Genomic DNA, 21,513 nt, shown 5'->3' with positions numbered 1-21,513 from the left:
CGCCCATCAGCGGCCGAAGGTGTCCTTGTCGAGGCCGGCGCCGGCGAACCGGCCACCGGCGTAGTACTGCAGGGCCGCCACGACTTCCTCCCGCGGCGCCTCGATGTAGAGCAGCGAGATCGGCAGGTAGACGGGAACGCCGGGCCGCATCGGAGGCAGGATCTGGGCGATCCGCGGCGAGCTGCTCCGGAACGCGATGTTGTCCTTCCAGCTCAGCACGCCGATCGCTTCGATCTCCTCCCAGGGGAAGACGTTCGTGGTGCCCTGGACGTTCGCGATCGCGATCCCCTGCGTACCGATCGTGATGCTGCCCATCGCCTGCCTGGCGATCACTCCGCTCCGCCTGGGCCGCAGGATCCGGCGCAGCATGACCATCACGGCGGCGAGCGCGGCCAGGGCGATCGGAACGATGCTCTGCGCCAGCGCCGAGATGAGCGCGCCCGCCGCGATGACGACGCCGACGATGATCCCGATGACGGCCCCGGCGACGCCGAAGTTCTTGTTCAGCTTGGCCGTGCCGAGCCTGAACTGCACCTGCTGCGGCGGTTGATGCGGTTGCTGGGGTTGCTGGGGATAAGGCGTCGTCACGGTTCCCGGAGTTTGCCACTTCGGCCTGGTCGTGTCGAACCCGGTCCCACAGCCGGCGCCCAGCCGGCGGCCGGGGAACACACAGGCATTCCGGACATCGTGGACCGCGATGACGACGACCGGGACCCGCACCCACCAGCCAGGCCGGTACGCGGCGCTCGACGGGTTGCGTGCGGTGGGAGCGCTCACCGTGCTGGCGTACCACCTGTATCCACAGGCGATTCCCGGCGGCTCGATCGGCGTCGACGTGTTCTTCGGCATCAGCGGCTTCGTCATCACGCAACTGCTGCTGCGCGAACACGACCGCACCGGCACGATCACCCTGCGCCCGTTCTACGTCCGCCGCTTCCGCCGCCTGCTGCCACCGCTTCTGCTCGTCGCCGGGTTCGTCGTCGTGTGGGACGGGCAGTGGCTCGCGGCCCTGCTCGCGCTGACCTACATGGTGAACCTCGTGCGAGCCGCGCAGCCCGGCACGTACTCCGACCTGACCGGTTCGCTCGGCCACACCTGGTCGCTGGCGATCGAGGAGCAGTTCTACCTGCTGTGGCCGGTGGCGTTGCGGTTCCTGCTGTCCCGCCTGACCGCCCGTGCGCTGATCGCGATCACCGCCGGCCTCTGCCTGCTGCCGACGGCCATCCGGCTGCTGCTGTGGGACGAGCAGGCGGCCCACCGGATCTACAACGGCTTCGACACCCGGGCCGACCAACTGCTGCTCGGCTGCCTGCTGGCGCTGCTGCTGCACCGGGCCTCGCCTGCCGTGGCGGCCGGGCTGACCCGCTGGGGCTGCCGGCTGTCCGCTCCGGCGGCGGCCGCGCTGCTGGCGTTCGCGGTGTTCGTGCCGGTGACCGGCCGCACGCCGTCCACACCGTTCGTCTACACCTGGGGCTTCCTCGTCGCCGGCCTGCTGACCACGACGCTGCTGGCCGGCCTCGTGACCGGCGCCCGCTGGGGATCGGTCCTCGCCTGGCCGCCGCTCGCCTGGATTGGCCGGCGGCTGAGCTACGGCATCTATCTCTGGCACTACCCGCTGCTCGCCCTGGCCGGCTCGTTCGACCTGACCGGTCTCCCCCGCACCATCACCGTCGTCCTCACCACGCTGGCCGCGGCCGCCCTCACCTACGTCCTGGTCGAACGCCCGATGGCCGGCCGGAAAATGCCGCGACGTTCGGCGGCGCGGAACCTAGTGTCGTCCAGATGAGCTCTGGCTGGACGAACGAAGCCGCGATCCGGCAGTGGAACGACAACACGACGATCGACTCGATGGAGGAGACCGCTGACGACGGTGACTTCTCCAAGCGGCACCTGGTCAATCCGCACGTGCTCAGGCTGCTCGGCGACGTCTCCGGAAAGCGCGTCCTGGACGCCGGCAGCGGTAACGGCTACCTCAGCCGGCTCCTCGCCGGCCGCGGCGCGCGGGTCGTCGGTGTCGAGCCCACGGCGACGATGTGCGGATTCGCGCGGGACAAGGAGGCCGAGCTGCGGCAGGGCGTCACGTACGTCCAGGCCGACCTGACTGACCTGACTGACCTGGCCGGCCTCGGCGAGCCGTTCGACGCCGTGGTCTGCTCCATGGTGCTGATGGCGATCCCAGACTGGAAGCCCGCCGTCCGCGCCTGCGTGGAAGCGCTTCGCTCCGGTGGCCGGTTCGTCTTCGCGATCGTGCATCCCGCGTTCGAGATGCTCTACCCGACGTGGCGCGAACACGGCGAGTACCGCGTCGACCGCTACCTGGAGGAGTACGAGGTCGCCGGCGCCGGAGCGTCGGACTTCCACCGGCCACTCTCGGCGTACCTCAACGAGCTGGCCGCGCTCGGCTGCACGTTGCGCGAGGTCGTCGAGCCCGGCCTCGATCCGGCTCTGGTCGATCACCCGGCGCTCGAGGCGTACGTGAGAATGCCGAACTTCCTGATCGTGGCCGCCGACGCGGCGATTCAGAGCAGCAAGCCCATGTAGTACTCGTCGACATCGGCACCGTCGACCGACAGCGCGGCCCGGCGCAGGCCCTCGACCACGAAGCCGGTACGGAGGTACAGCCCCAGCGCCCGCTGGTTGTGGGTCATCACGGTCAGCTCCAGCCGCCGCATCCCCCGCTCCCGGGCCGCCTCGACGGCCGCGCCGAGCAGTCCGCCACCAAGGCCGTGGCCCGCGTACGCCGAGCGCACGCCCATCACGACGTACCCGGTGCGCCGGGCGCGGGCGTACGGCAGCACGTCGACGTCGGCATAGCCGGCGAGTTCGCCGTCACCCGCGGCGACGTAGGTGAACGCCGGGATCCGGCCGCTCTCCTGCTCACCCAGCCGATGCCGCAGCGGCGCCGGATCCAGGTCTCGTTCGGCCGGCTCCAGCAACATGAAACGAGACTCGGTGTCCAGCGCCTGCTGCAGGTCGCGCACCTGCTCGGCGTCATCGGCCGTCGCCGGCCGGATCAGAGGCTGCATACACAGCTCCCTACCAGAACTTCACCTCCGAGTACCGCTCGGACGGCCCGTCGAGCAGTGGCTGAGCCCGCCCGCGCAGGTGGTGGTCGAAGAACGCCGCGACGTACGCCCGGGTGATCTCCATCGCCCGCGCACCCGGCAGCGGCGCCTCCGGATCGCTGATGCCAAGCTGGTTGGCGAGCGCGGGCAGGTCGTTGAACGCGAAGTGCCCGGTGCCCGCGACCGTCAGCCAGCGCTTCCAGCCGGTGACCAGATGCCAGTCCTCGTTCCACGACGGGTCGATCCCGCCCGGCCGGTGGAACGCCTCGGTGCCGATCAGCAGGAACGGACGGGTGAGCCCGCCGCTCTCCGACAGCCGTGGATGGAAGGTGCCGTCCAGGTTCACGCCGGCCCGGATCCGGTCGTCCGCGCGCATCACAGCGGCGGCCGTCGCACCGCCGATCGAGTGCCCGGCCATCCCGACCCGCCGCCAGTCGACCAGCTTGCCGACGGGCCGTCGCTCCAGCTCGTCCAGCACGAACGACACGTCGGCCACCCGTCCGCCCACGACCTGCGTGCCCGACTCGGCCAGGTCGCAGGCCACGCACGTCTTCACCTCGCCGTCGGGGAACGTGGCCGCGTCGGCCTCGTAGCTGTGCTCGATGCCGGCGACGACGTACCCACGGCTCGCCAGGTCCTCGGCCAGGCCGGTCAACGTCGTGCGCGGAATCGAGAAGCCTGGTGACAGGACGACGAGCGGCCGCCCGCCGCGCCCGGGCAGCGGTGGCGCATCGATCCTGGCCGTGGTCCGCGTCGTGCTCAGCACCGCGGGATCGACGCCGGTCACGCCCTGGCGCTTCAGGAGCAGCTCGGAGTCCGCCGCGGTCATGTACTCCGCCCGCGGGCCCACGGGCAGCGCGGCTGGGTACCAGACCGAGACCAGCAGCTCGCGATCGCCGGAAGCCGGTACCCACGGATCCGGCCGGCTGTGGTCGACCAGCAGCAGGTCGTGCTTGCCCAAGGAGTACGGACCGGTCGGCTCAGGCAGCGCAAGCCGTACTTGCGTCGCCTCGGCAGCCGGAGTCCCCAACGCCAGCAGGGATGTGAGCGCGGCCAGGCCGACCAATCCGGCGAATGTGCGCTTCATGAACTAACAACCTCTTCCTCGCGTTGTTTCATGGGAAACGTCGATTTCGGCACACGACGGTGAAGCAGGTAGCGGACCAGTTCGACCAGGAGGGTGACGCCGATCGCAAGGCCCACACCGAGGACGACGCCCTTGATCGGGTCGTTCTCGAATGCCGCTCCGCCGATCAGCCCGACCATCGCGCCGTACACCGCCCAAGAGACGGCGGCGATCGTGTCGTAGAACGTGAACCGCCGCAGTGGATAGCCGACCGACCCCATCGTCAACGTGATCGCGGTCCGCCCACCCGGGATGTAGCGCGCGACGACCAGCACCAGCCCGCCGCGTTCGGCGAGAGCGCGTTCGGCCCAGTCGAACGCGGCTCGCCTGCGGGTGCCCGGTTTGATCCTCCGCAGCAGTCGCCGGCCGACCGTCCGGCCGACGAGGTACGACACGTGGTCACCGATGAACGCACCGAGCGCCGCTGTGAGGATCACCAGCGGCAGGCTCGGTTGCCCGGTGGCCGCGAACACGCCGGCCGTGATGACCACCGTCTCGCTGGGCACCATCGGAACGAACGCGTCGAGTGCGGCCAGCAGGAAGATCGCGAGGTAGATCCACGGCGAGCCCATCACGTCGTGGACGACCTGCAGGATGGTTTCGGTCGACATGAGACCACCATCGGTGCGGCACGTCGATCGCGCCTCGGCCACGAGTCGACCGCGGACTTCGACTTAAGTAGGGGGTCCGGTAACGATCGGCCTAGGGCAGATCCCGGATCGCCACCTACGCTTCGTGATGTGAGTGCCGGCGAAACCTACGCGGAGACCGTGCTGGTCCGTGGCCGAGTTCTCGGCTGGGCCAGCCGGCTGTTCCATCGCGTCGCGCCGTGGCTCGCGGGCGGGTCGGCCACACTCATCTCACTGGCAGGCATCCAGCGCTTCGACGACTGGACGCACCCGGCTGTCCTCGGCATGGCGACACTCATCGCCGTCGCGGCCGGGCTGGCCCGCCGCTGGCGCTGGCCGTTGTTCGCGACAGCGACGGTCGCGCTCGTCGTGTTCACGTTCTGGGCGCCGTCGTTCCTCGCGTCCTACTACGCCGGTACGTCGCTGCGCCGGCGCCTGCACCTCGCCTTGTACGCCGTGATCGCGACGGTGGTCCTCGTCGTGGCGTCCCGCCTGCCCGTTCCGGTGCCGTTCGACGGCCCGGACCGGGCCGAAGAGGCGGGCAACGTCATCTTCATGGTGCTGCTGACCATCGGGCTGGGGATGGTCGCCGGCCTGTGGATCCGCGCCCGCCGCGAGGTCGTCGCCGGCCTGCACGAACGCGCCGAGCGTCTCGAACGTGAGCAGGCCGCACGTACCGAGCAGGCCCGCGAGCAGGAACGCGCCCGGATCGCGCGCGAGATGCACGACGTCGTGGCCCACCGGGTGTCGCTGATGGTGCTGCACGCCGGCGCGCTGGAGGTGAGCGCGCCCGACGAACGTACGGCCGAGGCGGCCGGCCTGATCCGCTCCACGGGACGCGAGGCACTGGCCAACCTGCGCGACGTGCTCGGCGTGCTGCGCTCGCCCCATGCCGTCGCCGACTCCGCGTTGAGCCCACCGCCCGTCCTCGTCGACCTGGAGCGCCTGCTCGGCCAGTCACGCGCGGCCGGCATCCCCATCGAACGCGAGGACGAGGGCAGCCCGCGGCGGCTGCCCGTGATCGTCGAGCAGACGGCGTACCGCGTCGTCCAGGAGGCGCTGACCAACGTCCACAAGCACGCCGGAGACTCGCCCACCGAGGTGGCGGTCCGCTACCTGCCCGGAATGCTCGAGGTCATGGTGCGCAACCACGCTCCGGGCCGGCCGGTCGAGGCGCCGCCGGCGAGCGGGTTCGGGCTGGTCGGCTTGCGGGAACGAGTGGAGCTGCTGGGTGGCGAGCTCGATGCCGGCCCACAGCCGGACGGCGGGTTCCTGGTACTGGCCCGGCTTCCGGCCGACACTGTGGAGGAGCCGGCATGATCCGCGTCCTGATCGTCGACGACGAGAGCCTGGTCCGGTCCGGGCTGCGGATGATCCTGGAGTCCGCCGGTGACCTCGTGGTCGTGGCCGAGGCACGCGACGGCGCCGAGGCGATCGCGGCCGTGAGCCGCCACCGTCCCGAGGTCGTCCTGATGGATGTGCGGATGCCTGGGATGGACGGCCTCACGGCGGCCGTCGAACTCGGGAAGCTCCCGGCCCCGCCGAAGGTTGTGATGCTCACGACGTTCGACCAGGATGAGTACGTGCACCGGGCGTTGCGGGCAGGCGCTGTCGGCTTCCTGCTGAAGGACACGCCGCCGCGCGACCTCGCCGCCGCCGTTCGCACGGTCGCGGCCGGCAACGCCATGCTCGGCCCGACGATCACCAAGCGGCTGCTCAGCACGTTCGCGGACCGGGAGACGTCGGTGGCCCAGGTCGCCCGCAAGCGGCTGACCGAGCTGACCGAACGCGAGCACGAAGTGATCAAAGGAGTGGCGCGGGGGTGGTCCAACGCGGAGATCGCGCGCGAACTAGGTATGAGCGAGGCGACGGTCAAGGCCCACGTGAGCCGGTCGCTGGCGAAGCTGGGGCTGACCAACCGCGTGCAGGCCGCGATCCTGGTGCACGACGCAGGGCTGGATTGACGGCGGTGCTGGAAGAGTAGGACGTAGGCAGGCAACGGGGACGGCGAGAGCCGTGGCAAGGAGGGCGAATATGTCTGGTGATCCGACGATTGTCGACATCCCAGGCGCGGCGCGCTACGAAGCGCGCGTAGACGACGAGATCGCGGGGTTCGCGGAGTACGTCCGTACACCGAAGATGATCGTGTTCACCCACACCGAGGTCGACCCGATCTACTCCGGCAAGGGCGTCGGCTCGGCGATCGCACGCAAGGCACTCGACGATGCCAGGGCAGCCGATGCGAAGGTGCTGCCGATCTGCCCGTTCATCGCCGACTGGATCGCCAAGCATCCCGACTACGAGGACCTGGTCTTCAAGAACCGCAGCCAGGTCAACGACTGACAGCTTGCTGCCGTCTTGCTGCCATGGCCGTTCCCACCGGGCCGCCCATCGGCTAGCACGGAGATGTGCGACTCTCCCCGGCAGCACTGACGCTGGCGATCGGCGGACTGCTCGCGGCCTCCACGGCCGTCCCGGCAGCCGCCGATCCCGCGAAGCTCTCCGGCTCGACGACGGTCGGCGTGCACAACACCTACGACCCCGGCGCGTACGACTATCTGGCCCGCGCGCTCGACAACGGTACGTCGATGATCGAGCTCGACGTGTGGCCCAACATCATCACGCGCGAGTGGAAGGTCAGCCACGACGACCCGTTCGGCAACGACAACAACTGCGTCGCCGCGAGCTCGCCGGCCGACCTCTACACCGGTGGACGGAACAAGAACCTCGAGCACTGCCTCGACGACATCCGGGTCTGGCTCGACGCCCATCCGAACCGGGGACCGGTGCTGCTGAAGCTGGAGATGAAGCCCGGCTTCTCCGACAACCGCGGGCGCGGGCCCGACGAGCTGGACGCCGGCATCCGTACACATCTGGCCGGGCACGTCTTCCGGCCGGCGGACCTGCTCGGCTCGTACTCCACGCTCGACGCCGCCGCCAGGGCCGACAACTGGCCCAGCCGTGACGCTCTGCGCGGCAAGGTGTTCGTCGAGGTCATCCCCGGAACGGTCGAGGAGGGCAACCCGACCGACACGTTGCGGACCGACGTCGAGTACGCGCGCTACCTCGTGGCGCTGCGGAACGCCGGCCGGCTCGGCGACGCGCAGGTCTTCCCGACGGTCCACGGCGTGGCACCGGGCGATCCACGCGACCAGTACGAAGCGGCGCTGCGGCCGTGGTTCGTGGTCTTCGACGGCGATGCCCGCGCCTGGCTCGCCGGCACCGGGCTCGCTTGGTACGACGACAACCACTACTTCGTGGTGATGACCGACGCACACGCGGTCGCGCCCGCGATCGACAGCCGTAACCCGACGGTCGCCGAGGCCACCCAGCGGGTCGACGACCTCGCCCGGCAGCACGCGTCGGTCGTGAGCTCGGACTGGGTGGACCTCACCACGGTGCTCCCGCTCGTCGTGCCGCGAGGCTGATCTCGCGCCAGCGCCACGCCAGCGCGGCCGTCTATCCTGTGGCCCCACCGCCGCGAACGTACGGCGGCCGGTACGTGTGAGGTCTGATGAGGTTGCGCCTGCTCGGACCGCCGGAGCTGTTGAGCGACGGGCGGTCGATCGACATCGGTGGCCCGCGTAACCGTGTCGTCCTGGCGGTGCTGGCGTTGAACGCCAACCGCACCACTCCGATCGAGCGCCTGATCGACGCCGTGTGGGAGACCTCGCCGCCGGCCACCGCACGCAGCCAGATCCAGATCTGCGTCTCGGCGCTGCGCAAGCTGTTCGACCGGGCCGGCCTGCCGTGGGCGATCCGGTCCCGTCAGCCGGGCTACGTGCTGGAGATCCCGCCCGCCGACCTGGACGCCGAGGAGTTCGGCCGGCTCGTCGCGCTCGCCCGTTCGCAGTCGTCGGCTGGCAGGCGGAGGGCGGCGGCCGAAACCCTGCGCTCGGCGCTCGAGCTGTGGCGTGGACCCGCGCTGTCCGGCGTTCCGGCGGCGGCCGTACGCGGCGACGTCGCGCTGCTGGAGGAGCATCGGCTGGTCGCACTGGAGGAACGGATCCGGCTCGATCTCGACCTCGGCCGGCACCACGAGCTCAGCGGCGAGCTGCTCGCGCTGGTCGAGGAACATCCGCTCCGGGAGCGCCTGCACGGCCTGCTGATGCTCGCGCTCTACCGCTCCGGCCGCCAGGCGGACGCCCTCTCGGCGTACCGCCAGGCCAGGGACCAGCTGACCGAGCAGGTCGGCGTCGAGCCGGGTGCCGAGCTGCGCGCGTTGCAGCAGGCGATCCTGACCCGCGACCCGTCCCTCGATCCGCCTGCTGAGCCGGAGCCCGAGCCGGAGGCGGCGCCTCCCGGGCGGCCTGATGCCGGGCCGCCCGGCACCACGTGGACCACGCCACGCCAGCTGCCCGCCGGCCTCACCGACTTCACCGGACGCGAGGAACAGCTGGCGGCGATCCGGCAGGCCCTGGATCCGGAACTGTCGCCTGAGGCCGGCTCGCCCGCAGCGTACGCCGTCCCGGTCGTCGGCATCTCCGGTCCGGGCGGCGTCGGCAAGACCAGCCTGGCGATCCGCGCCGCACACGAGCTGACCCATGCGTACCCGGACGGCCAGCTCTACGTCGACCTACGCACGGCTGGTGGCGACGAGGCGCCGGCCCGGCTGCTCTCCCGGTTCCTGCGTGCGCTCGGCCTGACCGGCCTCGCGATCCCCGACGACGTCGACGAGCGCGCCACCACCTACCGCAGCCTGCTCGCCGGCAGGCGCGTACTCGTGGTGCTCGACGGTGTCACCAGGGAGCAGCAGGTCGAGCTGCTGCTGCCGGGCAGTGCCGGTTGCGCGGTGATCGCGACCAGCCGCGAACGGCTCGGCAACCTGCCGGGTCTGCTCTCCATCGACCTCGACGTGTTCGACTCCGACGCGGCGCTGGAACTGATCCGCAAGGTCGCCGGCCCGGAACGAATCGACGCCGAGCCCGAGGCGTCCGCCGAGCTCGTCCGGTTCTGCGACGGGCTTCCGCTGGCGCTGCGCCTGGCCAGCGCCAGGCTTGCCGGCAAGCGGCACTGGCCGGTGCGGGAACTGGTCGGCAGGCTCGCCTCCGAGGTCCACCGGCTCGACGAGCTCAGCCTGCACGGACAGGAGCTCCGATCCACCATCGACCTCAGCCACCGGGAGCTCGGTGAACAGGAGCAACGGCTGTTCCGGCTGGCCGCGGTCGTACCCACTCCCGACTTCCCGGCCTGGGTCGCCGCCGCGCTGCTGGACACCGACTTCGCGACCGGTCAGGACAAGCTCGAGAACCTGGTCGACGCCCAGCTGCTGACCGTCGTCACGTACGCGGACCAGCGTCCGCGCTACCGGTTCCACGACCTGGTCCGCGTGTACGCGAGCGAACGGCTGGCCGCCGACGAACCCGACGACGACCGGCGCTCGGCTCTGGAACGCATGCTGGGCGGCTGGCTGACCCTGGTCGAGGAGGCACATCTGGTGGCGAAGAGCTGTGCGCTCAGGGCACTGCACGGCTCCGCGCCCAGGTGGCGGCCAAGCGACGTGTCGCTCGCCGAGCTGATGGGCGGCGACCCATACGCCTGGCTCGAACGCGAACGCAGCGCCATCGTCGCGGCTATCCGGCAGGCTGCCGACACCGGGCTGGACGAAACCTGCTGGAACATCGTCGCCAGCGCGACGACGCTGTTCGAGCTCGGGCACTTCGACGACTGGCTGGAGTCGAACGAGGTCGCGCTGCGCTCCGTCGAGCAGGCCGGCAACCGGCTCGGCCGCGCCAGGATGCTGCACTCGTTCAGCGCGATGTACCTCGCCCAGAGCCGGCCGAACGAAGTGCTGCGGTACGCGGCCCAGGCCGAGCGGGAGTTCCGGGCCATGGGCAACGACCACGGCCTCGCACGATCCCTCAACCACCAGGCCACCGCCGCCGGCATCCTCGGAGACACCGAGAGCTGCCTCCGGCAGCTGCGTGAGGTGGGCAAGTTGCTCCGTGCGGTCGGTGACGAGGTGGGGTACGCCCAGACCCTGCGCAAGCGCGCCAGCTGCGAGATCTACGACGGCAACTTCGACACCGCACGTTCGATGCTGGGCGAGGCGCTCGACATCGTCCGCACCGCCGGCGACGTGCGGAGCGAGGCGATGATGCTGACCCAGCTCGGTGCTCTCCACAGCCAGATGGGCGACATCGACGACGCACTCGCGAGCCTGCGGAAGGCGCTGGACGTCGTCCGGGACATCGGCGACCGGGTCGGCGAGGCGTTCGTGCTCCTGGACATCGGGAGGGCAGAGCATCATCACCGCCGGTTCGACGACGCCCAGCGCACGTTCCGGGCCACCGTCGAGGCCGCGAGCCGGGTCGGCGAGGACCAGATCATCGCGCATGCCTGGCGGGCGCTCGGCGAGATCGCCACCGAACTGGGTGAGACCGCGACCGCGGTCGAGCATCTGGAGAACGCCCACCGCCGCTACGGCGAGCTCGGGCTGGCGCACCGGCAGGCCAAGACCCAGAGCCTGCTGGAGGAGATCCGTTCCCGGATCAACGCTGACGAGGGGCGATAGCGAATCGATAGCGGATCGATGGCCGGTTTTCCGATCCTGGTGCGGCAAGCGCGACCACACCGGACGGAGACCGCCGATGACCAGCTCGTTCACCCGTACTGTCGAGGGCCGGGAGATGCCGCTGCCCGGCACCTACGACATCGATCCGGTGCACAGCGGCGTCGGCTTCGAGGTGCAGTACCTCGGGCTGTCCACCGTCCGCGGCCGGTTCAACGACTTCGCCGGCACGATCACGGTCGCTGAGGTGCCGGGCGACTCCGCGGCCAGGGTCACGATCCAGGCCGCGAGCGTCGACACCAACAAGGCGCAGCGCGACGCGCATCTGAGGTCGGACGACTTCTTCGGCGCCGAGACCTATCCCGTACTCGAGTTCGCCAGCAGCGGCATGGACCTGCGCAACGGCGAGGAGTTCCGGCTCTACGGCGACCTCACGATCCGCGGGACGTCGGAGCCGGTCGTACTGGCGGTCGAGTTCCACGGCGCCGGCCCGGACCTGCTCGGCGACGCCAGCCAGCCGCGGATCGGCTTCTCGGCCAGCACGACGCTCAACCGCGAGGCGTTCGGCATCACGTTCAACCAGGCGCTGGAGACCGGCGGCTGGTTGATCGGCAAGCAGGTGCACGTCGTCCTGGACCTCCAGGCCGCCCGGCGATGCGATCCGGAGCGACCCCCGGCGACACAGCGGAAGGAGTCCGGCGGTGAACGGCCCACCGGCAAAGGATGAGGCCACCTTCGCCCGGCTGGCCGGCCTGCACCGGCACGAGCTGCGGGTGCACTGCTCGCGGCTGCTTGGGTCGTACGACGAGTCGGAGGATCTGGTGCAGGAGACACTGCTCCGGGCCTGGCAGAGCCGGTTGACGTTCGAAGGGCGGTCGAGCTTCCGTACCTGGCTGTACCGGATCGCGACCAACGTCTGCATGAACGAGCTCGCCTCGCGGTCGCGGCGGCCGTTTCCCGCGGCACCGGATCCGGCGCCGGAGGGCCGGCCCGACGGGACCGAGCCGGAGGCGGCGCTGTGGACCCGCGAGTTCGTCGAGCGGGCCTGGCTGCTGGCGATCCGGCGGTTGCCGGCATCGCAGCGGATGACGGTGTTGCTGCGCGACCTGCTCGGCTGGCCGGCGAGGGACGCAGCCGAGTTCCTCGGAGTCAGCGTGGCTTCGGCGAACAGCCGGTTGCAGCGGGGACGGGAGACCCTACGGTCGCAGCTCGGCACCTGGAACGCCTCCACCGAGCCGGAGCCGTCGCCCTGGGAGCGGGCGTTGCTGCGGTGCTACCTGCGGGTGCTCGAGCAGTCCGACGCCGACACGCTCGACCGGTTGCGGCGGCTGGAACTGGGCGAGGGCAGCTGATGCTCAGCGGCTGGTCGCTCCGGTGACCAGCCAGCGGTCGCCGCGTTCGCGGACGAGCAGGGTGACCAGCCGGGCCACCATGAAGCCGCCGAAAGCCCACCACAGCCAGACCAGGCCGGCGTCCGCCTGCCAGACCAGGAACGCGAGCGGCAGGTAGGCGACCAGCGTCCACACGCCGGCCCAGGCGAGGTACGGGCCGTCGCCCGCGCCGATCAGCACGCCGTCGAGCACGAACACGACGCCGGAGGCGGGCAGGAAGACCGCGAGCACCGGCACGACCGCGGCCAGCGTGTCGCGTACCGCCTGGTCGGCGGTGAAGAACGGCGCGTAGACCGGGCGCAGGGCGATCAGCACGACCGCGAACAGCACGCCCGCGGCCAAGCCCCACTCGATCATCCGCCGGGTGGACGCACGGGTACCCGGCACGTCTCCCGCCCCGAGCGCCTTGCCGACGATGGCCTGCCCGGCGATCGCGATCGCGTCCAGGGCGAGCGCCAGGGCGTTCCACAGCGTGAACGCGATCTGGTGAGCGGCGAGCGAGATGTCGCCCGCGCTGGTCGCGACGTAGGTGGTGACGAGCAGCGCCACGCGCAGGGTCACGGTGCGCACCAGCAGCGGGACCCCGGCATGGGCGGAGGTGCGGATCCCGCGCCAGTCGGGCACCAGCCGGACGCCCTGCCTGCGCGCGCCGCGTACGACGACCACGACCAGCGCGATCGCACCGCCTGCCTGCGCGAGCACGGTGCCCCACGCGGAACCCGCGATGCCGAGGCCGACGCCGTAGACGAGGACGAGGTTCAGCACGATGTTCGCGAGGTAGGAGGCACCGGCCACCCACAGCGGTGTCCTGGTGTCCTGCAGCCCGCGCAGCACACCGGTGCCGGCGAACGTGAGCAGCAGCGCCGGCATGCCGAGCACGGCGATCCGCAGGTACGTCACGGCCTGCTCGTGCACCTGTGGAGAAGGACCGAACGCGGTGACGACGGCCGGCGCCGCCAGGATGCCGGCCACCGCGAGTACGGCACCGATCCCGACCGCGAGCCAGAGCCCGTCGATGCCATACCGGATCGCCGTGCGCTGATCGCCCGCCCCCAGGCTGCGCGCGACGGCGGCCGTCGTGGCGTAGGCCAGGAAGATGAACAGACCGACGACCGACTGGATCGCGGTGCCCGCGATGCCGAGTGCCGCGAGCTGCGGCGTGCCGAGGTGGCCGACGATCGCCGAGTCGGCGAGCAGGAACACCGGCTCGGCCGCCAGGGCGCCGAACGCCGGCAGCGCCAGCGCCCAGATCTGGCGGTCGTACGGACTCCGGACTCGCTGGAACGCGCGTGTGCGCAGCCCTCCCGGCACCTGTGGCTCCTGCTGTCGTGGCGTAACAATGTCAGGACCAGAAGCCTACAGTGGTCCTTAACAATCCGACCACGTCGCCAGCTGGCCGAAAAAGGCGGAAACTAGTTTTTACCCACAGGTAGTGGAAACCATCGCCGCAGGTCACAGCGCCGTTTTTGACAAGATCACCGAGTTCTCCACAACGCTTTCCCCAGGCTAGTTCACAAGCTACGGCGCGGTATCCACAACATCACAGGATTCGTCCACAAGAATGTCAACAGGCCAACTTTCGCACCGCCCTCCGTCGGCCCTAGTCTCGTGCAGCCGCACAACTGGGCTATGTCGGTGCTCAGCGGTAATCTCACCTCAGCGGCTCGAACGTACGTTTGAAGACTGCGCAAGGTGCAGGTCCACGGGGAAGGAGGATGCGGCGCGTGACAGTCACGGAGTTTCCCGGTCTGCAGTCGGTCGAGGGCGCACCCGACCGGACGCCGCCGCAGGACATGGCGGCCGAGCAGTGCGTGCTCGGCAGCATGCTGATGTCCAAGGACGCGATCGCCGACGTCGTCGAGGTGCTGCGCGGCATCGACTTCTATCGCCCGGCCCACGAGACTGTCTACGAAGCCATCCTCGACCTCTATGGTCGTGGCGAGCCGGCCGATGCCGTAACGGTCGCGGCCGACCTCCAACGCAAGAGCGAGCTCGGCAAGGTCGGCGGCGCGCCCTATCTCCACACGCTGATGTCGATGGTGCCGTCGGCCGCCAACGCCGGCTACTACGCCGCCATCGTCCGCGAGAAGGCGATCCTGCGCCGGCTGGTCGAAGCCGGCATGAAGATCACCCAGTTCGGCTATGCCGGCGACGCCGAGGTCGACCAGCTGGTCGACCGGGCACAGGCCGAGATCTACGGCGTCACCGACAAGAAGAGCAAGGAAGACTACGCCCGGCTCGGCGAGGTGCTGGAGGCCACGCTCGACGAGATCGAGACGATCGGCGCGCAGGGCGGGCAGATGTCCGGCGTCCCGACCGGCACGTCCGACCTCGACGCGCTGACCAACGGACTCCACCCCGGCCAGCTGATCATCGTCGCCGCGCGCCCCGGTGTCGGCAAGTCCATCATGGCGCTCAACCTCGCCCGCGCCTCCGCGATCCACAACGGCCTGGCAGCCGTCATCTTCTCGCTGGAGATGGGCCGCACCGAGATCTCGATGCGCCTGCTCGCCGCCGAGGCCCGCGTCCCGCTCACCCACATGCGCCAGGGCAACATGACCGACGACGACTGGTCGCGGCTGGCCCGCAAGATGGGCGAGATCGCCGAAGCCCCGCTCTACATCGACGACTCACCCAACATGACGATGATGGAGATCCGCGCCAAGTGCCGGCGGCTGCGGCAACGCCACGACCTCCGCCTGGTCATCATCGACTACCTCCAGCTGATGACCTCCGGCAAGCGAGTCGAGAGCAGGCAGGTCGAGGTCTCGGAGTTCTCCCGTAACCTCAAGCTGCTCGCCAAGGAGCTCGAGGTCCCGGTGGTGGCACTCGCCCAGCTCAACCGTGGCCCGGAGCAACGCACCGACAAGCGCCCCATGCTCTCCGACCTGCGTGAGTCCGGCTCCCTCGAGCAGGATGCCGACATGGTGATCCTGCTCCACCGCGAAGACGCCTACGAACGCGAGTCGTCCCGCCCGGGTGAGGCCGACTTCATCGTGGCCAAACACCGTAACGGCCCCACCGCCGACATCACGGTCGCCTTCCAGGGCCACTACCAGCGCTTCGTCGACATGGCCCACAGCTGATATGTAGTGCGGTCTTGTCAAGTGGCAGGGTGAGGCGCCCGTCCCGTGATGGTGGGGCGGGCGCCTGGTGGCGTGGTCGGCGTGCGGTGTGAGCGTGTCGTTTGGCGACGCGCGGTCAGACTGATATGCGCGGGTTGGTTACCGCGGGACGGGGTGTTCGGCAGGAGCGGACCGCTTGTCTAGGGTCGAGCGTCACCCGATGGGTCGGGTTGCTCATAGCTGTGTCGCGGGTTGCTCCACGCGCTGCTTGCACCGCCTGTGGTCGACGAGCCAGATCTGGGTGGTTAGTCGTCGAGTACGGCCAGGGACCAGCACCAGCCGGCTAGTTCGCGGGCGATGGCGACGTTGGCGATCACGTGCCGTTTGCGGCGGGCTCGGAAGGTGTTCCAGCGTTTGTGCGGGCGGCGGTTGCCGGCATCGCCTCTGGCACGTGCGGCCGGTGGAGCCAGTTCCCATCGGTCACGCATGGTCGTGCCGATCACGTAGCGGGCGCGGTGGTGCCAGGCAGCCTCGACCAGGAGTCGACGCACGTGGGAGTTGCCGGTCTTGGTGATCGGGCCCTGTGCCCGGGATTGGCCCGAGGAGTACTCCGACGGGACGAGCCCGACGAAGGCGCCGATGGTGTTGCCGGTGAAGCGGTGCCAGTCGCCGATCTCGACCGCCAGCGCGAACCCGGTCAGGGTGCCGATCCCGCGCAGGCAGCCCAGCCGTCGCACCAGTGGGGTGAATTGGCTGTCGGCGGCCATCTCTGCGATCGCGGTGTCGAGTCGGTCCCGGCGGGCCTGCACGGTCAGCACGGTCAGCACGGCCTCGTAGTCGGACTCAAACGCCAGCTGCAGGGCGGGTGAGTCGAACCGCTGGCGTCGCAGCCACGCATCGTGGGCGCCGGTCCAGGCCTGTCCGCCGGAGTAGAGGATGCCCTGCCGCAGCAGAAGCTTGGACAGCCGGTGCCGGGCCCGCATCAGGTCACCACGACAGTCTTCCCGGGCACGCACCAAATCGCGGGCCGTCTCCTGCTCCACGGTCGGGACCGACACCGCGGTGAACTCATCCAGCCGCAGCAGGCGGGCCAGGTGCACCGCGTCCTTCGCATCGGTCTTGACACGATCGCCACTGGGCCGCTGCAACTTGCTGGGTGCCACGACCTCGCAGCCGATCCCGGCCGCGGCCAGCGACCGGGCCAGCCCGAACCCGGTCGGACCGGCCTCATAAGCCACCGCCACCGGCCCGGGCAGCTCGTCCAACCAGGACCGGATGTGCCGGTGCGAGGGAGTCAGTCTCGCCTGATGAAGCTCGCCCGTCACGCCATCGATCGCCGCCGCGACGACCGATCTGGCGTGCACATCCAGCCCTACACTCCTACGCTCGGTGAACACCGGGGCCTCCCACAAATGTCGGATCGGCCGAGCAGGCGGCCCCTGCCCGGCAACCCACGAATCTTGTGAGCGAGGCCCCGGCCCGCAACCCCGTCAGCACAACGGCGTCACCTCATACCGTCTAGCCTTTGCCGCGTGGACTATCCGGCAGCGCGGCACGTGGCCGCGCGCCCACCTCGGCTGGCTACACCGCTGGGTCGCCGCCGTCGTCCGCGATCGGCTGCTTTGGGCTTGGGTTGGTTCGCGGCGCGTTGCCGTTGTGGGTTGCCTCCGGCGGGTCGGACACTCGGGGCTCGGAACCGGGGCTTCCCGAGACTCCGCCTGTGCTGGCGCACCCCAGTCCACCCATCTACCCGCCGATCGCCTGCATGAGCATCGGGAACGAGCGGTGCAGCTCGCGCTCCCAGTACGGCCAGGAGTGCGTCCCGTTGCCGTAGAAGTCCTCGGTCACGTTCCCGCCCAGCGAACGCAGCCGCTCGCCGAGGGCCTGCCCCATCTCGAGGAAGCGCCCCTCTCCGTCCGTCGGCAGCGTCAGCGGCGGATCCAGCTCCCCCGGCTGCCCGTTCCCACAGGCGAGGAACACCGGGATGCCGGCCAACTGCTCCGCCAGGTCGTACGGATTGTGCGCCCGCCAGATCGATTCCTGCGCCACCGGATCACCCCACAGCGCGTTCGGATCGTGCAAGGTGAGCAGCAGCGCGTTCTGCACGTCGCTCGGATACAACCGGGTGTGCACGACCCCGCTGTACGACGCCGCCGCGCGGAACAGGCCCGGATGGCGCCCGGCGTACGACAACGCGCCGAAGCCGCCCATCGACAGCCCGGCGATCGCCGCGTGGGAGAAGTCGGCGCGGTAGGAGTCGGCGAGGATGGAGCGCAGCTCGGTGAGGTGGAACGTCTCCCAGGCCGGCGGCCCGCCCTGGCGGTGGTTCCACCAGTCGGAGTAGTAGCCGACGAAACCCGCGTCGGGCATCACGACCAGAACGTCGCGCGAGGCGGTCAGCTGCTCGACGTCGGTCTGTTTGGTCCAGGCGCGGTAGCCGTCGAGGTCGCCGCCGCCGTGCAGGAGGTACAGCACCGGCCAGCGCCGGCCGGGCTGCGAGTCCCACCCGGACGGCAGGAGCAACCGGACCTTCGGTGGTGTCAGCTCCTGCAGTGACGGCGACGAGATCGTCAGGTCGATGGTGCGCGCGTCGACGCGGCGTTCCTGGACGACGCGCGCACCAGTGTCAGCGACCGCCGGCGTGAGCGGCGCCGCAATCCCCAGGCAGGCAAGCAGAACGAGAACCGACCAGAGCTTGCGGCGCATCACACATCACGCTCCCAGCAGAGCTAGCAGCTCTTCACCCAGCTGCACTCGACGTCACTTGGACCATACTTGCTGTTCGGCTTCCGCATCGGCTGCACCGCGGCTCCCTCGACCCGCGTGTAGTTGGCGAGCCGGATCACGATCTCGTCCTCGGCCGGGCGCGGCGTGGTGATGAAGTTGTTGTGCAGGATCGAGAACACCAGCAGCTGCCCGTCCTTGTCGGTGACGTACCCCGACAACGCGGTCACGCCGGTCAGGCTGCCCGTCTTCGCGTGGACGTTGCCGGCCGCCGCACTGCCCACCATCCGGCTCCGCAACGTGCCACCGACCATCCGATCGGACACACCGGCGATCGGCAACGCGTCGTACCAGGTCTGGAACCACGGCTTGCCGCGCACGCCGATCAGCAGGTTGTTGACCTGCCGGGCAGGCACGACGTCCATCCGGGTCAGCCCGGACCCGTCGCGGATCCTCAGCTTGCCGGTGTCGACGCCGTATCCCTGCAGCACCGGCGTCATCGCCGCGATGCCGGCCGACCAGCTGCCGCTGTCGCTCACCTTGCGCCCCATCGTCTTGAGCAGCACCTCGGCGTGCCCGTTGTTGGACAGCTTCAGGAACGGAACCAGCAGCTGTGAAAGCGGCATCGACTGATGCGAGGCGAGCGACTTGGCGCCGGCCGGGGTCGCGCCCGACGTGGTCCGTCCGAACACCTGAACGCCGTGCCGCGCCAGCGCCCGCCGGAACACGTCCGCGGCGTAGCCGGTCGGCTCCCACAACGCGACCCAGTTCTTGCTGGTCGCCGCGCCGACCGCGATGCTGCCCTCGACCGTGATCACGTTGCTGTCGAGCTGCAGCCGGTTCGTGCTGAGGCTCGTCGAGCCGGACGCCTTCGTGGTCGCCTTGTTGACCACCTTGACGTACGACGTCTCGGGTACGACCTTCACCTGAGCCGGATCACCGGCCGCCGCGCCGGGGCTGATCTCGAGGATCACGGTGCCGGCGTCGTAGTCGGTGTCGGGTGCGACGGTGAGCGCGGACACCGCGCCCGCGTAGTAGTCGTCGAGGTAGTCCCACGACCAGCTGTCGCCATAACGCGAGTCGTCGAAGAACGTGTCGTCGGCGACCAGCTTGCCGGTGACCTTACGAACGCCGGCCGCCGCGACCTGCGCCGCCAGCTCGTCGTAGTCGGAGGCCAGCATGGTCGGGTCGCCCTGGCCGCGGAGGTACAGGTCGCCGAGCCAGGTGGAGCCGTACCGCTGTCCCTTGCCCAGCGCGCTGGTGGTGAAGCGGTAGTCCGGACCGAGGACGTCGAGCGCGGCGGTCGAGGTGAACAGCTTCTGGTTGGACGCCGGCATCAGGCGTTCGGTGTCGCCCTTGGCGTAGAGCACGTCGCCGTCATCCTCGCTGACCATCACCGAGGCCTGTCCGTCGGCGTAGCCGGCGCGATCGAGGATCGTGTCGAGGTCGCTGGTGAGCTGATCCTGTGGATCAGCGGCGACCGGTGTGACCGTGGCCGTGGGCGCGGCGACCAGAAACACTGCCGCCGCGGCCGCGACGATGGATGCGGTTAGAGATCGCCGCACAGTTCCCTCCCAGTGAAAAGAAGTGACTTGCGTACTGTCTCATCTAACCGACGCACCACGGTCTGGAAAAGGCTGATCGCGCCTGCCGGAAAGAAACGACAGACGCGATCAAGCAAACCAAGCGCGAGGGATCCTAGGCGGCGGACTGAACCTCCACCGAAAGCGTCGCGCTGAGCTCGGCGTGCAGACGGATCGCCACCTGGTGCGAGCCGACCGTCTTGATCGGCGAGCTGATGTCGATCCGGCGCTTGTCGATGTCGGGGCCACCCGACGCCTTCACCGCGTCAGCGATGTCGGACGGCGTGACCGAACCGAACAGCCGGCCACCCTGGCCCGCGCGGGCCGTGAGCTTGACCGACAGCGCCTCGAGCTGGCCCTTGATCTCCTTGGCGTGACCGATGTCGCGAACCTCGCGGACCTCACGCGCCTTCTTGATCGAAGCGACCTGCTTCTCGCCGCCCCTGGTCCAGCGGATCGCGACACCACGGGGAACGAGGTAGTTGCGGCCGTAGCCGTCCTTGACCTCGACGATGTCGCCAGGGCCACCGAGGCCGGAGACCTCCTGGGTCAGAATGAGCTTCATCTCAGGGCCTCCTTTCTCAGCGGGCCGTGCTGGTGTAGGGCAGCAGTGCCATCTCGCGGCTGTTCTTGATCGCGGTGGCGACGTCGCGCTGGTGCTGGGTGCAGTTGCCCGTCACCCGGCGGGCACGGATCTTGCCGCGGTCGGAAATGAACTTCCGCAGCAGAGTCGTGTCCTTGTAGTCGACGTAGGAGATCTTCTCCTTGCAGAACACGCAAACCTTCTTCTTCGGCTTGCGTACGGGGGGTTTGGCCATCGTGGTGCTCCCCTCCTAGAGAGCCCCGCTGGTGAGCGGGAATGGTCAGTTGGTTTGGGGATTAGCTCTAGAACGGAGGCTCTTCGTAGGAGCCGCCACCGCCGCCTTGACCGCCGCCGCCACCGCCCCACGGGTCGCCGCCACCGCCCTGCGGAGCGGACTGACCGCCGCCGCCCTGCGGTGGGGTCTGCCACGGGTCGCCTCCGCCTCCGCCACCGAAGTCGCCTTGCGAGCGACTGGCGCGGTTGACCTTGGCGGTCGCGCTGCGCAGGCTGGGACCCACTTCGTCGACGTCGATCTCGAAGACGGTGCGCTTCTCGCCTTCGCGGGTCTCGTACGTACGGGACTTGAGGCGTCCCTGCACGATCACGCGCATGCCGCGCTGCAACGACTCGGCGACGTTCTCCGCCGCCTGCCGCCACACGCTGCACGTCAGGAACAGCGCTTCGCCGTCCTTCCATTCACCCGACTGCCGGTCGTAGGTGCGCGGAGTGGAGGCCACTCGGAAGCTGGCCACCGCCGCGCCCGACGGGGTGAAACGGAGCTCGGGGTCGGCAACGAGGTTGCCGACGATGGTGACTGTGGTTTCGCCTGCCATATA

21 protein-coding genes are annotated in these 21,513 nt (G+C 69.7%); 10 read left to right on the top strand and 11 right to left on the bottom strand.

Annotated elements, in window-relative coordinates; genetic code table 11:
• Positions 1–6: 6 nt before the first annotated feature.
• Complete coding sequence (locus ACYVF6_RS07600) at positions 7–588, bottom strand: hypothetical protein (RefSeq protein ID WP_460517682.1); 582 nt, start codon at positions 586–588, stop codon at positions 7–9.
• 109 nt (positions 589–697) lie between these two features.
• On the opposite strand from ACYVF6_RS07600, the gene ACYVF6_RS07595 reads away from it, so the two are divergent.
• Both ACYVF6_RS07595 and ACYVF6_RS07590 read left to right on the top strand, forming a co-directional pair.
• The gene (locus ACYVF6_RS07595) at positions 698–1,786 is read left to right on the top strand and encodes an acyltransferase family protein (RefSeq protein ID WP_460517679.1); all 1,089 of its coding nucleotides are present in this window, start codon (positions 698–700) and stop codon (positions 1,784–1,786) included.
• Positions 1,783–2,541 carry a class I SAM-dependent methyltransferase gene (locus ACYVF6_RS07590; protein ID WP_460517676.1) on the top strand — a complete coding sequence of 253 codons (759 nt, stop codon included), beginning with the start codon at positions 1,783–1,785 and terminating at the stop codon, positions 2,539–2,541. The genes ACYVF6_RS07595 and ACYVF6_RS07590 overlap by 4 nt, the downstream gene beginning before the upstream one ends.
• Here ACYVF6_RS07590 and ACYVF6_RS07585 read toward each other — a convergent pair.
• Genes ACYVF6_RS07585 through ACYVF6_RS07575 form a run of 3 tightly spaced genes read right to left on the bottom strand, consistent with a single transcriptional unit; the run spans position 2,520 to position 4,802 of the window.
• On the bottom strand, positions 2,520–3,026 hold the full coding sequence (locus ACYVF6_RS07585) for a GNAT family N-acetyltransferase (protein WP_460517673.1): 507 nt from the start codon (positions 3,024–3,026) through the stop codon (positions 2,520–2,522). The genes ACYVF6_RS07590 and ACYVF6_RS07585 overlap by 22 nt on opposite strands.
• Before the next feature lie 10 nt (positions 3,027–3,036).
• Complete coding sequence (locus ACYVF6_RS07580; protein WP_460517671.1) at positions 3,037–4,152, bottom strand: alpha/beta hydrolase family protein; 1,116 nt, start codon at positions 4,150–4,152, stop codon at positions 3,037–3,039.
• The gene (locus ACYVF6_RS07575; RefSeq protein WP_460517669.1) at positions 4,149–4,802 is read right to left on the bottom strand and encodes a DedA family protein; all 654 of its coding nucleotides are present in this window, start codon (positions 4,800–4,802) and stop codon (positions 4,149–4,151) included. Before ACYVF6_RS07575 ends, ACYVF6_RS07580 begins: the two co-directional genes overlap by 4 nt.
• Before the next feature lie 129 nt (positions 4,803–4,931).
• Here ACYVF6_RS07575 and ACYVF6_RS07570 point away from each other — a divergent pair, with 129 nt between their 5' ends.
• The 7 genes from ACYVF6_RS07570 (at position 4,932) to ACYVF6_RS07540 (ending at position 12,683) form a co-directional block, all read left to right on the top strand.
• Entirely contained in the window at positions 4,932–6,140 is a 1,209-nt protein-coding gene (locus ACYVF6_RS07570) for a sensor histidine kinase (RefSeq protein WP_460517666.1), read from the top strand.
• A complete protein-coding gene (locus ACYVF6_RS07565) occupies positions 6,137–6,784 on the top strand; it encodes a transcriptional regulator (RefSeq protein WP_460517662.1) in 648 nt (215 codons plus the stop codon). The genes ACYVF6_RS07570 and ACYVF6_RS07565 overlap by 4 nt, the downstream gene beginning before the upstream one ends.
• Positions 6,785–6,854: 70 nt before the next feature.
• Positions 6,855–7,163, top strand: coding sequence for a GNAT family N-acetyltransferase (locus tag ACYVF6_RS07560; RefSeq protein ID WP_460517659.1), 309 nt, complete (start codon positions 6,855–6,857; stop codon positions 7,161–7,163).
• Positions 7,164–7,228: 65 nt separating this feature from the next.
• Complete coding sequence (locus tag ACYVF6_RS07555; RefSeq protein ID WP_460517656.1) at positions 7,229–8,248, top strand: phosphatidylinositol-specific phospholipase C domain-containing protein; 1,020 nt, start codon at positions 7,229–7,231, stop codon at positions 8,246–8,248.
• Between the two features lie 86 nt (positions 8,249–8,334).
• Positions 8,335–11,334, top strand: a complete 3,000-nt coding sequence (locus ACYVF6_RS07550; RefSeq protein ID WP_460517653.1) for an AfsR/SARP family transcriptional regulator — start codon at positions 8,335–8,337, stop codon at positions 11,332–11,334.
• A gap of 76 nt (positions 11,335–11,410) precedes the next feature.
• Positions 11,411–12,058, top strand: a complete 648-nt coding sequence (locus ACYVF6_RS07545; protein ID WP_460517650.1) for a YceI family protein — start codon at positions 11,411–11,413, stop codon at positions 12,056–12,058.
• On the top strand, positions 12,033–12,683 hold the full coding sequence (locus ACYVF6_RS07540; RefSeq protein WP_460517647.1) for a sigma-70 family RNA polymerase sigma factor family protein: 651 nt from the start codon (positions 12,033–12,035) through the stop codon (positions 12,681–12,683). The genes ACYVF6_RS07545 and ACYVF6_RS07540 overlap by 26 nt, the downstream gene beginning before the upstream one ends.
• A gap of 3 nt (positions 12,684–12,686) precedes the next feature.
• Here the strand turns inward: ACYVF6_RS07540 and ACYVF6_RS07535 are convergent, their stop codons facing one another.
• The gene (locus ACYVF6_RS07535) at positions 12,687–14,033 is read right to left on the bottom strand and encodes an MATE family efflux transporter (protein WP_460517644.1); all 1,347 of its coding nucleotides are present in this window, start codon (positions 14,031–14,033) and stop codon (positions 12,687–12,689) included.
• 413 nt (positions 14,034–14,446) lie between these two features.
• Between ACYVF6_RS07535 and dnaB the strand changes: the two genes are divergently transcribed.
• A complete protein-coding gene (dnaB, locus tag ACYVF6_RS07530) occupies positions 14,447–15,808 on the top strand; it encodes a replicative DNA helicase (protein ID WP_460517641.1) in 1,362 nt (453 codons plus the stop codon).
• A 284-nt stretch (positions 15,809–16,092) separates the two neighbouring features.
• On the opposite strand, the gene ACYVF6_RS07525 is transcribed toward dnaB, so the two are convergent.
• The 6 genes from ACYVF6_RS07525 to ACYVF6_RS07500 form a co-directional block, all read right to left on the bottom strand.
• Positions 16,093–17,151, bottom strand: coding sequence for an IS110 family RNA-guided transposase (locus ACYVF6_RS07525; protein WP_460517639.1), 1,059 nt, complete (start codon positions 17,149–17,151; stop codon positions 16,093–16,095).
• Between the two features lie 382 nt (positions 17,152–17,533).
• Positions 17,534–18,493 carry an alpha/beta hydrolase gene (locus tag ACYVF6_RS07520; protein WP_460517636.1) on the bottom strand — a complete coding sequence of 320 codons (960 nt, stop codon included), beginning with the start codon at positions 18,491–18,493 and terminating at the stop codon, positions 17,534–17,536.
• A 23-nt stretch (positions 18,494–18,516) separates the two neighbouring features.
• On the bottom strand, positions 18,517–20,076 hold the full coding sequence (dacB, locus tag ACYVF6_RS07515) for a D-alanyl-D-alanine carboxypeptidase/D-alanyl-D-alanine-endopeptidase (protein WP_460517633.1): 1,560 nt from the start codon (positions 20,074–20,076) through the stop codon (positions 18,517–18,519).
• 133 nt (positions 20,077–20,209) lie between these two features.
• On the bottom strand, positions 20,210–20,659 hold the full coding sequence (rplI, locus tag ACYVF6_RS07510) for a bL9 family ribosomal protein (protein ID WP_460517630.1): 450 nt from the start codon (positions 20,657–20,659) through the stop codon (positions 20,210–20,212).
• A 16-nt stretch (positions 20,660–20,675) separates the two neighbouring features.
• On the bottom strand, positions 20,676–20,912 hold the full coding sequence (rpsR, locus tag ACYVF6_RS07505; protein ID WP_460517627.1) for a small ribosomal subunit protein bS18: 237 nt from the start codon (positions 20,910–20,912) through the stop codon (positions 20,676–20,678).
• A gap of 67 nt (positions 20,913–20,979) precedes the next feature.
• Complete coding sequence (locus ACYVF6_RS07500) at positions 20,980–21,510, bottom strand: single-stranded DNA-binding protein (RefSeq protein ID WP_460517624.1); 531 nt, start codon at positions 21,508–21,510, stop codon at positions 20,980–20,982.
• Between the last annotated feature and the right edge of the window lie 3 nt (positions 21,511–21,513).

The organism is Flindersiella endophytica (assembly GCF_054779015.1).
The sequence above is the reverse complement of the archived record's forward strand: the minus strand, read 5'-3'. Positions and strand labels throughout refer to the sequence as shown.